This window comes from Variovorax sp. Varisp46 (genome assembly GCF_059491885.1).
Genome location: NZ_CP168515.1, coordinates 2,545,047 through 2,558,584 on the forward strand (window position 1 = coordinate 2,545,047; position 13,538 = coordinate 2,558,584).

General features: G+C 65.8%; 10 protein-coding genes. 2 read left to right on the forward strand and 8 right to left on the reverse strand.

Annotation, left to right across the window (positions count from 1 at the left end; genetic code table 11):
• The first annotated feature begins 2 nt into the window (after positions 1-2).
• Positions 3-809 (forward strand): outer membrane protein assembly factor BamD, encoded by an 807-nt coding sequence (locus ACEN9N_RS12125; RefSeq protein ID WP_007828252.1) that lies wholly within the window; start codon positions 3-5, stop codon positions 807-809.
• A gap of 7 nt (positions 810-816) precedes the next feature.
• Here ACEN9N_RS12125 and yoaA read toward each other — a convergent pair whose 3' ends face one another.
• A complete protein-coding gene (gene yoaA / locus ACEN9N_RS12130; RefSeq protein ID WP_495656143.1) occupies positions 817-2,895 on the reverse strand; it encodes a DNA repair helicase YoaA in 2,079 nt (692 codons plus the stop codon).
• A complete protein-coding gene (locus ACEN9N_RS12135) occupies positions 2,892-3,095 on the reverse strand; it encodes a YdcH family protein (protein ID WP_007828249.1) in 204 nt (67 codons plus the stop codon). The genes yoaA and ACEN9N_RS12135 overlap by 4 nt, the downstream gene beginning before the upstream one ends.
• Positions 3,096-3,201: 106 nt before the next feature.
• Here ACEN9N_RS12135 and ACEN9N_RS12140 point away from each other — a divergent pair, with 106 nt between their 5' ends.
• Complete coding sequence (locus ACEN9N_RS12140) at positions 3,202-3,975, forward strand: PP2C family protein-serine/threonine phosphatase (protein ID WP_007828247.1); 774 nt, start codon at positions 3,202-3,204, stop codon at positions 3,973-3,975.
• 26 nt (positions 3,976-4,001) lie between these two features.
• Here ACEN9N_RS12140 and ACEN9N_RS12145 read toward each other — a convergent pair whose 3' ends face one another.
• The 6 genes from ACEN9N_RS12145 to ACEN9N_RS12170 all read right to left on the reverse strand — a co-directional run bounded on the left by ACEN9N_RS12145 (position 4,002) and on the right by ACEN9N_RS12170 (position 13,498).
• Positions 4,002-4,655: a hypothetical protein gene (locus ACEN9N_RS12145; RefSeq protein WP_495656144.1), complete on the reverse strand. Its 654-nt coding sequence runs from the start codon at positions 4,653-4,655 to the stop codon at positions 4,002-4,004.
• The gene (zapE, locus tag ACEN9N_RS12150; RefSeq protein ID WP_007828243.1) at positions 4,652-5,752 is read right to left on the reverse strand and encodes a cell division protein ZapE; all 1,101 of its coding nucleotides are present in this window, start codon (positions 5,750-5,752) and stop codon (positions 4,652-4,654) included. The genes ACEN9N_RS12145 and zapE overlap by 4 nt, the downstream gene beginning before the upstream one ends.
• Positions 5,753-5,765: 13 nt before the next feature.
• Positions 5,766-7,196, reverse strand: a complete 1,431-nt coding sequence (gene lpdA / locus ACEN9N_RS12155) for a dihydrolipoyl dehydrogenase (RefSeq protein ID WP_413314683.1) — start codon at positions 7,194-7,196, stop codon at positions 5,766-5,768.
• An 18-nt stretch (positions 7,197-7,214) separates the two neighbouring features.
• Entirely contained in the window at positions 7,215-8,474 is a 1,260-nt protein-coding gene (gene odhB, locus ACEN9N_RS12160; protein ID WP_007828240.1) for a 2-oxoglutarate dehydrogenase complex dihydrolipoyllysine-residue succinyltransferase, read from the reverse strand.
• A gap of 55 nt (positions 8,475-8,529) precedes the next feature.
• A complete protein-coding gene (locus ACEN9N_RS12165) occupies positions 8,530-11,406 on the reverse strand; it encodes a 2-oxoglutarate dehydrogenase E1 component (protein WP_007828239.1) in 2,877 nt (958 codons plus the stop codon).
• Positions 11,407-11,584: 178 nt separating this feature from the next.
• A complete protein-coding gene (locus ACEN9N_RS12170; RefSeq protein ID WP_495656145.1) occupies positions 11,585-13,498 on the reverse strand; it encodes a propionate--CoA ligase in 1,914 nt (637 codons plus the stop codon).
• Between the last annotated feature and the right edge of the window lie 40 nt (positions 13,499-13,538).

Sequence of the window (13,538 nt, forward strand, 5' to 3'; positions counted from 1 at the left end):
TGATGTTTCGCGCCAAATTATCGGTCCCCGCCTGGATCGCGCTCAGCGCCGCGGCTGTGCTGGCTGCTGGCTGCTCGTCGACCTCCGTCGACAAGACCGCCAACTGGAGCCCCAACCGTATCTATTCGGAAGCCAAGGACGAGGCCGGATCGGGCGCCTACGACAAGGCCGTGCCGCTGTACGAGAAGCTCGAAGGCCGCGCCGCCGGCACGCCGCTCGCGCAGCAGGCGCAGCTCGAAAAGGCCTACGCCCAGTACAAGTCGGGCGAAAAGGCGAACGCCATCGCCACTGTCGACCGCTTCATGAAGCTGCATCCGGCGAGCCCCGCCATCGACTATGCGCTCTACCTCAAGGGCGTGATCAACTTCAACGACGACCTTGGCATGTTCGCGTTCATGACGCGCCAGGACCTGTCCGAGCGCGACCAGAAGGCCGCCAAGGAATCTTTCGAGTCGTTCAAGGACCTCGTCACGCGCTTCCCCGAGTCGCGCTACACCCCTGACGCGCGCCAGCGCATGAACTACATCGTGAACTCGCTCGCGCAGTACGAAGTTCACGTGGCGCGCTACTACTATTCGCGCGGCGCCTACCTGGCGGCCATCAACCGCGCCCAGGTCGCGCTGTCCGACTACCGCGAAGTACCGGCGCTCGAAGAAGCCCTGTACATCATGGTGAAGTCGTACGACGCCCTCGGCATGAAGGACCTGCGCGACGACACCCAACGCGTGCTGACCACCAACTATCCGAAGAGCACCTACCTCGCGAACGGCTTCAAGGGCAAGGACGATCCCTGGTGGAAGCTCTGGTAGCCCCTAACTAAGTCTTGAGTGCGTCCAGCGCGGCCTCGAAATCCGATTCGTTTTCGAGCCGCCGCATCGGTGGCAGCGCCGCCAGCAACCGGCGGCCGTAGCCCATGGCCACCAGCCGCGTATCGCAGATCGCCAGTACGCCGCTGTCGGTTTCGCGCCGAATCAATCGGCCCGCCCCCTGCTTGAGCGCCACGGCCGCCTCGGGCAGCGAATAGTCGGCAAACGAACTGCGGCCCTGCACTTCAAGACGCTGTGAGCGCGCCTCGACCAGCGGATCGTTCGGCGGCGGGAACGGCAGCTTGTCGATCACCACCAGTTGCAACACATCGCCCGGTGCGTCGAAGCCTTCCCAGAACGAGGCCGACGCCACCAGCACGCAGCCTGCGCGCCCGGCGCTCGCGCCTTCGCGGAAGCGATCCATCAGCACGCGCTTGGGCAGCTCGCCCTGCACCAGCACCTCGGGGCGCGCTTGCGCGTCGAGCAGTTCGAACTGCTGCCTCATCTCGTCGCCGATGGTGCGCAGTGCGCGAAGCGTGGTCGTCAGCACCAGCGTTCGGCCGCCCAGCTCGGTCGCGCCGCGCGCGGCCAGTTGCGCGACGCGCTGGCTGTGCGACGGATCGTTGGGCTTGGGAAACGCACGCGGCACATAGAGCGCAGCCTGCGAGGCATAGTCGAACGGGCTTTGCACGCGCAGCACTTCCGCGTCCTGCAGGCCGCAGGGCTCGGTGAACCAGCGCAGCGTGGGCTCGTCGCCCAGCGTTGCGGAGGTGAAGACCCAGGCGCGGCCGCCATCTTGCTGCGCCGCCGTCTCGCGCGCCGGCCGCTCGCCATAGCCGTCGAGATCCTCGTCGTCGCCATCGGCCGCATCGGAGCCTGCCTCGGCGATCTTGAGCACCCGCTTGCGCATGGCGTCGGCGATGTCCAGCGGCGATTCGATGAGCCGCAGCTGCGAGCCCACATCGACCCAGCGCACCGAATCGATCTCGCATGGCAGGGCGAAGCGCGCGATGCGCTTCGCGAGTTGGCGGGCCCGCTCGTGCAGCCGCACGAAGTCAGGCGAGATTTCGCTGACGGTGGCGAGCCCCTCGGCCGACAGCTCGAACGCTTGCAGCAGGTCGTCCAGCGCTTGCTGCCACGCATCGGGATCGACACCCTCGGGCGAGGCACCCAGCCAGCGCAGCTTGGCGCCGGGCCATTGCTTGCCGACCACGAGCCGCAGTTCGCGCGCGGCGCGCTCGACTGCCGCGACCAGTTGCTGCCAGTCGACCAGGCCGCGCGCATGCTGCAGGCCGGCACCCAGCATGTCACGCGCAAAGTCGAGCGCCTGCCCGCTGCCGAGCTGCGCACCGAGAAACTGCACGCCGGTTTCGTTGAGCTGGTGCGCTTCGTCGAACACCACCACGCTCACGGTCGGCAGAAGCTCCGCCATGCCGGTCTCGCGCACCGCGAGGTCGGCAAAGAACAGATGGTGGTTGATGACCACGATGTCGGCCGCCAGCGCCTCGCGCCGTGCCAGGTTGACATGGCAGGGCTTGAACTGCGGGCATTGCGCGCCCAGGCAGTTCTCTCGCGTGGAGGTGATCAGCGGGATCAGCGGCGAGCGCTCGTCCAGCCCCGGCAGCTCGGCCAGGTCGCCGGTGCGCGTGGCCTTCGACCACTGCTCGATCTTGGCAAGCGTGCGCAAGCTGCCGCGTTCAGGCAATGAGGCATCGTGGCGCGCCAGATCGAGCCGGTGCAGGCAAAGATAGCTGCCGCGCCCCTTGAGCAGCGCGGTGCGCACTGGCAGCCCGAAGGCTTCGACAAGACGCGGCAGGTCGCGGCCGAACAACTGGTCCTGCAGCGTCTTGGTGGCGGTCGAGAGCAGTACGCGTTCGCCGCTCAGCAGGGCCGGCACGAGATACGAAAAAGTCTTGCCCACCCCGGTGCCCGCTTCGACCACCAGCACGCCGCCCTGGTCGATGGTGCGGGCCACGGCTATCGCCATCTCGGTCTGACCCGCGCGCTCGCGGAACTGCTCGGCGGCACGCGACAGCGCGCCGTCCTGCGCGAAGGCGTCGCGCACCTGGTCTTCGAGCGCCCCCGTCACGCCGGCTCTTTCGGGTCGAGGTCGTTTTCGAGGCGCGCGATCTGGTCGCGCAGTGCGAGGCGGCGCTTTTTCAGGCGCCGCAGCAACAGCTCGTCTTGCGGCGAGCCCTCGGCCAGCCGGTCGATGGTGGCGTCGAGATCGGCATGCTCGATGCGCAATTCGATCAGCTGGCGGGAAAGGGAGTGAAGATTGGAGTCCAACGGTGGGGAGCGGCTGCGAGGTTTTCGCGGCGCATGTTCATTCGATAATACGTCCTGACACGAATCTCCGAGAAGACAGAAACACGCGCTTCGGCGCATATGCCTCATGACCCAAGGCTTTCGACTCGCCGCGGCCACCGGACTCCACAAGGGAGACCGCCCGTACCAACAAGACCAGGTGCTGATGATGAGCCATCCGCGCGTGCCTGGCTGCGTGCTGGGCATCGTGGCCGACGGCATGGGCGGGCGCAGCGGCGGGCGCAAGGCCTCCGATCAGGTGCTGATGACGGCACGCCAGCTCTTCGCCCGCTACCAGCCCAGCCGCGACGACCCCGAAGCCGTGCTGAAGCAGATCCTCGAAGACTCGCACACGGTCATCAAGCTCACCGCCGTTTCCAGCGAACAGGAGCCGCACAGCACGCTCGCGGCCTTCCTCATGACCCCCAAGGGCGACTGTGCCTGGATCCATGCCGGCGACTCGCGCATCTATCACTTCCATGACGGGCAGCTCGTCAAGCGCACGCGCGACCATTCGTACGTGCAGGTGCTGATCGACCGCGGCCAGATCACCGAGGCCCAGGCCAACGTCCATCCGCAAGGCAATATCCTGCTCGGCTGCCTGGGCATGACGACCACGCCGCCGCCCATCGACCCCTACTACATTCCGAAGATGGAACCGGGCGACCTGCTGATGGCCTGCAGCGACGGACTGTGGCATTACTTCAGCCCCGAAGAGCTGGCGAGCGTGCTGTACGCGCAGCCGCCGCGCGATGCGGTCGAAATCCTGGTGGGTGAAGCGCGCCGCCGAGCCCGGGGCACGGGCGACAACATCTCGATTGTCGTCCTGAAGTTCGATCCGCTGCCGGCGACAACCGCCTGAGCGGCGCCCCTGCCTTCTTGCCCCGCTCAGGGTGCGGCCGGCGGCGGCGGCAGCGGCGCCGCGCGCGGCTTGCTGCGATTGGCGTTCTGCCGCTCGCGGCTGGCCCTGTGCTCTTCGGCCCGCTTCTGTTTGTCTTCGAAACGCTTGACGGCGGCAGGCGCCTCGGCCTGCCGCTGGGCGGCCTTGGCCTGCTCGTCGGAATGGGCCTGCTGCTTGGACCGAAACTGGCGTTCGCGCTCGGCAGCATCGGCGGCCGTGGCGGCGCGGCTGGCCGCATGGTCGGCCGCGCGCTGCTCGCGGTCCCTCTGGCCCTGGATCGACTCCTCCTGCTTCTCGCGGGTGTCCTGCGGGCGCTGGGTGCCGGCCTTCTGGTCAAGCTTTTGCAGCTCGGCCGCGCCGCTGCGCTGGCGCTGGATGTCGTTGATCGCTGTTTCCTGCCGCTTGATATTGTCGGTTTCCTTGCGACGCCGGCTCCGGCTCTCGCGCAGGCAGTCTTCCACCGCGAACTTCTTGTAGCAGGCGGCCCGCTCTTCGACAAAACGCTTCTCGATGACCTCGCGCTCGCTGGAGAGTCGGCGCTTCTCGGCCTCGAGGTCGGCACTGCCCGTAGCGGCATTGGACTGTGCCCACAGCGGAAGGCTGGCCAACGCCATCAGCAGGGCAAGAGCGATTTTTTTCATGTGAGTCGGGTGTCGACGATGCGGCGTTCGAGGGCGAGAAACTCGCTCGATTGCATTTCGGTGAGCCGGGAAACCGTGCGCGGAAACTCGTGCGACAGCGGCCCTTCCGTGTACAACGCCTCGGGCGGAACCTCAGCCGACATGATGAGCTTGCAGCGCCGGTCGTACAAGACGTCGACCAGCCAGGTGAAACGGCGCGCTTCCGAGGCCATGCGCACCGGCATGTGCGGCACGTCGGACAACAGCACAGTGTGGAACTGGCTGGCGATCTCGAGGTAGTCGTTCTGCGAGCGCGGACCGCCGCACAGCGTCTTGAAATCGAACCAGACCACGCCGCCGGCCTTGCGCAGTGCGCGGATCTCGCGCTGCTCGATGTGCAGGATCGGGTTTTCGTCAGCCGTCTCGGCCAGCTTGTCGAAGGCCTTGCGCATCTCCTTCTCGGCGGCACCGTCGTTCGGCGTGAGGTACATGCGCAGCTGTTCGAGCGTGCGGCGCCGGTAGTCGGTGCCGTTGTCGACGCTCAGCACTTCTAGCTTCTCGTTCAGGAGCGCAATGGCCGGCAGGATGCGGTCACGGTGCAAGCCACCGGGATACAGATCGTCGGGCTTGAAGTTCGAGGTGGTGACAAAGCCCACGCCGTTCTCGAACAGCGACACCAGCAGCCGATGAAGAATCATCGCGTCGGTGATGTCCGCCACATGGAACTCGTCGAAGCAGATCAGCTTGTAGCGCTTCGATATGCGCAGCCCCAGCTCGTCGAGCGGGTTCACCGTGCCCTGCAACTCGCGCAGCTCTCGGTGCACTTCCCGCATGAACTCGTGAAAGTGCAGGCGCGTCTTGCGCCGCAGCGGCACCGCATTGAAGAACAGGTCCATCAGGAAGCTCTTGCCCCGACCGACGCCACCGTACATGTAGACGCCGCGCGGGAGCTCCGGCCGGTTGATGAACTTCTTCAGCGCATTCGAGCGCTGGGCCTTGTAGGCGGCCCATTCGTTGGCGCAGCGATCCAGCGCCTCCACGGCGCGCAGCTGCGCGGGATCGCTCCTGAACCCGCGCGTAGCGAGTTCCGCCTCGTAGGCCTGTTTGACGCTGGTCAAAAGATCGGTGAGATCAGAAGTTCAGCGTGCGCTTGTCCACGGCAAGTGCCGCTTCCTTCGTGGCTTCCGACAGCGACGGGTGCGCATGGCAGATGCGCGCGATGTCTTCCGCGCTGGCCTTGAACTCCATCGCCACCACGGCTTCGGAGATCAGTTCGCTCGCTTGCGGACCCACGATGTGCACGCCCAGGATCTCGTCGGTCGCTGCGTCGGCCAGGAACTTGACCATGCCGGTCGTGTCGCCCAGCGCGCGTGCGCGGCCGTTCGCGAGGAACGGGAAGGTGCCGGCCTTGTATGCACGGCCCGCGGCCTTGAGCTGCTGCTCGGTCTGGCCGACCCATGCGATCTCGGGGCTGGTGTAGATCACCCACGGGACCGTGTTGAAGTTCACGTGGCCATGCTGGCCCGCGATGCGCTCCGCCACGGCAACGCCCTCTTCCTCGGCCTTGTGCGCCAACATCGGGCCGCGCACCACGTCGCCGATGGCCCAGACGTTGGGCAGGTTGGTCTTGCAGTCGTCATCGACGTTGATGGCGCCGCGCTCGTCGAGCTTCAGGCCCACGGCTTCGGCATTCAGGCCGATGGTGTTGGGCACGCGGCCGATCGACACGATCAGCTTGTCGACTTCCAGCGTCTGGGCTTCGCCCTTGGCGTTGGTCCAGGCAACGCTCACGCCCTTCTTCGACGACTTGATCTCGCCGACCTTCACGCCGAGCTCGATCTTGAGCTTCTGCTTGTCGAAGGCCTTCTTGGCTTCCTTGGCGATCTGCTCGTCCACAGCGCCCAGGAACGTCGGCAGTGCTTCGAGCACCGTGACTTCCGCGCCGAGGCGGCGCCACACCGAACCCATCTCGAGGCCGATGACACCCGAACCGATCAGGCCCAGCTTCTTCGGCACAGCGCCGATGCGCAGCGCGCCGTCGTTCGAGAGGATGTTCTCCTCGTCGAACGGCGTGCCCGGCAGCGCGCGGGCATTGGAGCCCGTGGCCACGATGATGTGCTTGCCGCTGATCGACTCTTCGGCGGCGCCCGCCACCTTGATCTCGTAGCCGGCTGCATCGGTCTTCACGAACGAGCCGCGGCCATGGAAGAAGCTGATCTTGTTCTTCTTGAACAGATACAGGATGCCGTCGTTGTTCTGCTTCACGACCTGGTCCTTGCGGGCCAGCATCTTGTCGATGTCGAGGCCCAGGCCTTCGACCTTGATGCCGTGGTCCGCGAAGTGGTGGCCGGCCTGCTCGAAGTGCTCCGACGATTGCAGCAGCGCCTTCGAGGGGATGCAGCCGACGTTGGTGCAGGTGCCGCCCGGTGCGGGGCCGCCCTTGCCGTTCTTCCACTCGTCGATGCAGGCAACGTTGAAGCCCAGTTGCGCGGCGCGGATCGCCGCAATGTAGCCGCCGGGGCCGCCGCCGATGACGACGACGTCGAATTGCTTGTTTGCCATCTGGTTCTTTCTCCCGGATCAGATGTCGAACAGCAGGCGCGATGGGTCTTCCAGCGCTTCCTTCATGGCGACCAGGCCCAGCACGGCTTCACGGCCGTCGATGATGCGGTGGTCGTAGCTCATGGCGAGGTAGTTCATCGGGCGAACGACGATCTGGCCGTTCTCGACGACGGCGCGGTCCTTGGTGGCGTGCACGCCGAGGATGGCCGACTGGGGCGGGTTGATGATCGGGGTCGAGAGCATCGAGCCGAAGGTGCCGCCATTCGAGATGGAGAACGTGCCGCCGGTCATGTCTTCGATGCCCAGCTTGCCGTCTTGTGCCTTCTTGCCGAACTCGGCGATCTTCTTCTCGATGTCGGCAAAGCTCATCTGGTCGGCATTGCGCAGGATCGGCACCACCAGGCCGCGCGGCGAACCGACGGCGATACCGATGTCGAAGTAGCCGTGGTACAGGATGTCGTTGCCGTCGACCGAGGCGTTGATCACCGGGTACTTCTTCAGTGCATGCACCGCGGCCTTCACGAAGAAGCTCATGAAGCCGAGCTTCACGCCGTGTTCCTTGGTGAAGCTGTCCTGGAAGCGCTTGCGCAGCTCCATGACGGGCGCCATGTTCACTTCATTGAAGGTCGTCAGGATGGCGTTGGTCGATTGCGACTGCAGCAAGCGCTCGGCGATACGGGCGCGCAGGCGGCTCATCGGCACGCGCTGCTCGGGGCGCTCGCCCAGGTCGGGCGCGCTGGTGGGCGCGGCGACTTGCGGCAGTGCGGGCTTGGCGGCCGGTGCGGGAATGGTGGCCGCGGGCTTGGCGCCCGAAGCGACCGCGCCGAGCACGTCGCCCTTGGTGACACGGCCGTCCTTGCCGGTGCCGGCCACGTCGCTGGTCTTCAGGTTGTTGTCGGCCAGCAGCTTGGCGGCGGCGGGCATGGCCACGTCGGCCTTCGAACCGCCGGTGGCGGCGGCAGCAGCTGCCGGTGCAGGCGCGGCGGCAGCCGGAGCTGCGGCAGGCGCAGCCGCCGGTGCGGCGGCCGAAGCCTTGCCATCGGTGTCGATCTTGGCGATCAGCTGATCGGCCACCACGGTGGCGCCATCGGGCTGCACGATTTCGGCCAGCACGCCAGCCGAGGGCGCGGGCACTTCCAGCACGACCTTGTCGGTCTCGATCTCGATCAGGATTTCATCGACGGCGACGGCTTCGCCGGCCTTCTTCTTCCAGGTGAGCATGGTGGCTTCGGCCACGGATTCGGAAAGCTGGGGGACTTTGACTTCTACGATAGACATTTGGAGTGAGCTCCGATTTTTTCTTCAGGGTGTTCGTGTGAAAAAAGGCTTTTGATTACTTGGTCAGCACGAAGCCCTTGAGCTTGCCGAACGCGCCATCGACGAGCGCCTTCTGCTGTTCCTGGTGCAGGTGCGAGTAGCCCACCGCCGGCGATGCCGAGGCAGCACGGCCGGAGTAGCCGAGCTTCTGGCCGTCCTGCATGTTTTCGTGGATGTAGTGCTGCACGAAGAACCAGGCGCCCTGGTTCTGCGGCTCGTCCTGGCACCACACCACGTCGACGAGGTTCGGGTACTTCTTGATCTCGGCAGCGAAAGCCTTGTGCGGGAAGGGGTAGAGCTGCTCGACGCGGATGATCGCCACGTCCTCGGTGCCCTGCTCTTCGCGCTTCTTGGCCAGGTCGTAGTAGACCTTGCCGGAGCAGGCGATCAGGCGCTTGACCTTCTCGGCCTTCAGGCCCTTGCTGTCGGGAATGACGGTCTGGAAGCTGCCCTTGGTGAACTCGGACAGCGGCGAGGTCGCGTCCTTGTTGCGCAGCAGCGACTTGGGCGTCAGGATGATCAGCGGCTTGCGCAGGTTGCGCACCATCTGGCGGCGCAGCACGTGGAAGATCTGGCTGGCCGTGGTCGGCTGCACCACCTGCATGTTGGTGTCGGCGCTCAGCTGCATGAAGCGCTCCAGGCGAGCCGAGCTGTGCTCGGGGCCCTGGCCTTCGTAGCCGTGCGGCAGCATCATCGTGAGGCCATTGACGCGGCCCCACTTCACTTCGCCGGAAGCGATGAACTGGTCGATCACCACCTGCGCGCCGTTCACGAAGTCGCCGAACTGGGCTTCCCAGATCACGAGCGTGTTCGGGTCGTTCGAGGCGTAGCCGTATTCGAATGCGAGCACGGCCTCCTCCGACAGGATCGAGTCGATCACGACGAACGGCGCCTGGTTGTCGGCCACGTTCTGCAGCGGCGTATAGGTGCCGGTGTCGAACTTCTCGCGGTTCTGATCGTGCAGCACGGCGTGGCGGTGCGTGAACGTGCCGCGGCCCGAGTCTTCACCCGACAGGCGGATCGGGTAGCCGCTGGCCACCAGCGATGCGAAGGCCATGTGCTCGCCCATGCCCCAGTCGACGTTCACGTCGCCGCGGCCCATGGCGGCGCGGTCGTCCAGCACCTTCTTCACGAGCGGGTGCACAGTGAAGCCCTCGGGCACGAAGGTGATCTTTTCGGCCAGGCGCTTCCACTCGCTCGAGGGAATGGCGGTGTCGCCGGCGTCGGTCCACTTCTTGTTGAGGTACGGGCTCCAGTCGACGGCGTACTTGCTCTTGAAGTTGGTCAGCACGGGGTCGACGGTGTTCTTGCCTTCGTCGAAGGCAGCGCGCTGCGCCTTGACCATGTCGTCGCCGAGCGTGTCGCCCAGGCCTTGCGCGGCCAGCTTGTCGGCGTACAGCTTGCGCGTGCCGGGGTGGACTGCGATCTTCTTGTACATGAGCGGCTGGGTGAGCGAGGGGGTGTCCTGCTCGTTGTGGCCCAGCTTGCGGAAGCAGATGATGTCCACGACCACGTCCTTCTGGAATTCCATGCGGAAGTCCAGCGCGATCTGGGTGGCGAGCACCACGGCTTCGGGGTCGTCGCCGTTCACGTGCAGCACCGGCGCCTCGATCATCTTGACGATGTCCGAGCAGTACAGCGTCGAGCGGCTGTCGCGCGGGTCGCTGGTGGTGAAGCCGATCTGGTTGTTGATGACGATGTGCACCGTGCCGCCGGTGGAGTAGCCACGGGTCTCGGCCAGCGCCAGCGTTTCCATCACGACGCCCTGGCCTGCGAAGGCGGCGTCGCCGTGCACGATCACGGGCAGCACCTGCTTGCCCAGCGGGTCGCCGCGGCGGTCCATGCGGGCGCGCACCGAGCCTTCGACCACGGGGTTCACGATCTCGAGGTGCGAGGGATTGAACGCGAGGCTCAGGTGCACCGGGCCGCCGGGGGTGGTCACGTCCGAGCTGAAGCCCTGGTGGTACTTGACGTCGCCGCTGGGCAGGTCTTCGGGGGCGGTGTGGTCGAACTCGGCGAACAGGTCGGCCGGCATCTTGCCGAGCGAGTTGACCAGCACGTTCAGGCGGCCGCGGTGGGCCATGCCGATCACGATTTCCTGCACGCCCTTGGCGCCGGCCTGATTGATCAGTTCGTCCATCGCGACGATGAAGCTCTCGCCGCCTTCGAGCGAGAAGCGCTTCTGGCCGACGTACTTGGTATGCAGGAAGCGCTCGAGGCCTTCGGCGGCCGTGAGGCGGTTCAGCACGTGCTTCTTCTGCTCGGCGCTCAGCTTGGGGTTGGTGCGGGCGCTCTCGAGCCGCTGCTGCCACCAGCGCTTGTGGTTCTGGTCGGTGGTGTACATGTACTCGGCGCCCATCGTGCCGCAGTACGTTTCGCGCAAGGCGTTGAGCAGGTCGCGCAGCGACATGGTCTCCTTGCCGAAGAAGGTGTTGCTGGTGTTGAACACCGTCTCGAGGTCTGCGTCGGTGAAGCCGTAGAACGAGGGTTCGAGTTCCGGGATCGAGGGACGCTCGGCGCGCTTGAGCGGATCGAGGTCGGCCCAGCGGGCGCCGACGTTGCGGTAGGCGGCGATCAGCTGCTGGACCGAGGTGCGCTTGCGGCCGAGCTCGGAGTCGGCGCCGCTGGCCTGCACGACCTTGGTCGTGCCCTGCTTCGCGCGTTCGGCGAAAGCATTGATGACCGGCAGGTGCGGAACGTCGCGGGTGTTGGTGCCATCGGCGGCGGGAACGTTCTGCAACGCGTCGAAATACGAACGCCAGTTGTCGGGCACGCTGCCGGGGTTGGCGAGGTAGTTCTCGTACATCTCTTCGACATAGGGCGCATTGCCACCGAAGAGGTAGGTGTTGCCTTGATAGGCTGTGTACGCCGTGGGCGTAGAAGAATCGCTCATGATCCGCTGACCTTCGCTTCCCTGAAGGAAGCACTAGCTGGTTAAGAAACCTTCCGCGACACGGCTGAACCGATTGGCGGATGCGACTGTGGCTGGGGAAGGGCCTGAGTACCTTGGCATTGTGCCACGTCAACCATATGACGGCCCAAAGGAGCTTCGCAACCCCTCCACTGCTCATTCAGGCGGAAGAGAGTAACTGTTTGATTTGCTGCAGCGTGGCGGGGTCGTCGATGGTGGTCAGGTCGCCCGGGTCGCGCTGCTCGCACACGGCCTGGATGGCACGGCGCAGCAGCTTGCCGCTGCGCGTCTTGGGCAGGCCGCTCACGAAACGCACGCGCGCTGGCCGCGCCAGCGCCCCGAGCTGGTCTGCCACCATCTTCATGATCTCGCCTTCGAGCTTGAGTGCCGCATCGGCATCGCCCACGGCCTTGCCGTCCTTGGGAACGACGAAGGCCATCGCGACCTGGCCCTTGAGCGCGTCGGCCACGCCCACCACGGCGACCTCGGCCACGTTGGCGTGGCCCGAGATGCTCTCCTCGATCTCGCGCGTGCCGAGGCGGTGACCCGCCACGTTGATCACGTCGTCGGTGCGACCAAGGATGTAGAAATAGCCGTCTTCGTCGCGAATGCCCCAGTCGAAGGTCGAGTAGACCATCTTGCCGGGCACGCTCTTCCAGTACGTGTTGACGAAGCGCGCATCGTCCTTCCACACGGTCTGCATGAAGCCGGGCGGCGTCGGGCCTTCGACCACCACCACGCCCTTCTCGTTCGGGGCGGTCAGTTCTTCGCCGGTCGATTCATGCAGGATCTTGATGCGGTAGCCGTACATCGGCACGCCCGGGCTGCCGAACTTGCTGGGCTTGGCCTCCACGCCGTTGGCGATGGTGATCATCGGCCAGCCCGATTCGGTCTGCCAGTAGTTGTCGATGATCGGCACGCCCAGGCCTTCGCTGATCCAGCGTGCGGTGGGCTCGTCGAGCGGCTCGCCCGCCAAAAACAGCGCGCGCAGGCTCGACAGGTCGTACTTCTTCAACAGCGCCGGGTCCTGCTTCTTGAGCACGCGCACCGCGGTGGGGGCGCTGAACATCACCGTCACCTTGTACTTTTCGACGAGTCGCCACCAGATACCGCCGTCGGGCTGCCGGTCGATGCCTTGCGTGGGCAGGCCCTCGTACATGATCGTCGCCATGCCCGCGATGAGCGGGCCGTAGACGATGTAGCTGTGGCCCACCACCCAGCCGATGTCGCTGGTCGAGAAGTAGGTTTCGCCGGGTCGGCCGTCGAAGATGTGCTTCATGCTGGCGGCCAGCGCGACCGCGTAGCCGCCCACGTCGCGCTGCACGCCCTTGGGCTTGCCGGTCGTGCCGCTGGTGTAGATGGTGTAGCTGATGTCGGTGGAGGCGAGCCATGTGCAGGGCACCTTGGCGTCGAGGTGCTTGCGCCTGAGTTCGGCGGCCAGATGGTCACGGCCCGCAGTCAGGTCCATGGATGCGAGGCCGCGGTCCGTGAGCAGCACCGCCGAGGGCTTGTGTTTCGACAGGCGGATCGCCTCGTCGAGCAAGGGCTTGTACGCAATGACCTTGCCGCCACGCGAGCCCGCATCGGCGCTCACGATCACTTTGGGCTCGGCGTCCTCGATGCGCGTGGCCAGCGAGCCGCTGGCGAATCCGCCGAACACCACGCAATGGATGGCGCCGATGCGCGCGCAGGCCAGCATCGCGAAGGCGGCTTCGGGAATCATAGGCATGTAGATGAGCACGCGATCGCCCTTGCCCACGCCGAGTTCGATCAGGCTGGCGGCGGTGCGCTGCACCTCGGCATGCAACTCGTTGAAGCTGCAGCTCTTCTCGACGCCGGTTTCGGTGGAGACGAAGACCAGCGCGGGCTGATCGCCCCGCGCGGCCAGATGCCGGTCGACCGCGTTGTGGCACAGGTTGGTCGTGCCGCCGACGAACCAGCGCGCAAAAGGCGGCTGGCTGGCATCCAGGATCTGTTGCGCGGGGTTTTGCCAGTCGATCAGCTTCGCCTGCTCGGCCCAGAAGGCCTCGGGCGCATCGACGGATTGGCGATAGAACTCTTCGTAGCGGCTCATCTGGGTATGTCTCCTGTTATTCATTCGGGTCTGGCGGCAC

Excerpts from the sequence above, each read along its gene's own strand:
- ACEN9N_RS12140 (WP_007828247.1), top strand. The coding sequence starts at position 3,202 with ATGACCCAAGGCTTTCGACTCGCCGCGGCCACCGGACTCCACAAGGGA.
- ACEN9N_RS12145 (WP_495656144.1), bottom strand. The coding sequence starts at position 4,655 with ATGAAAAAAATCGCTCTTGCCCTGCTGATGGCGTTGGCCAGCCTTCCG.
- ACEN9N_RS12125 (WP_007828252.1), top strand. The coding sequence starts at position 3 with ATGTTTCGCGCCAAATTATCGGTCCCCGCCTGGATCGCGCTCAGCGCC.
- ACEN9N_RS12170 (WP_495656145.1), bottom strand. The coding sequence starts at position 13,498 with ATGAGCCGCTACGAAGAGTTCTATCGCCAATCCGTCGATGCGCCCGAG.
- ACEN9N_RS12165 (WP_007828239.1), bottom strand. The coding sequence starts at position 11,406 with ATGAGCGATTCTTCTACGCCCACGGCGTACACAGCCTATCAAGGCAAC.
- lpdA (WP_413314683.1), bottom strand. The coding sequence starts at position 7,196 with ATGGCAAACAAGCAATTCGACGTCGTCGTCATCGGCGGCGGCCCCGGC.
- odhB (WP_007828240.1), bottom strand. The coding sequence starts at position 8,474 with ATGTCTATCGTAGAAGTCAAAGTCCCCCAGCTTTCCGAATCCGTGGCC.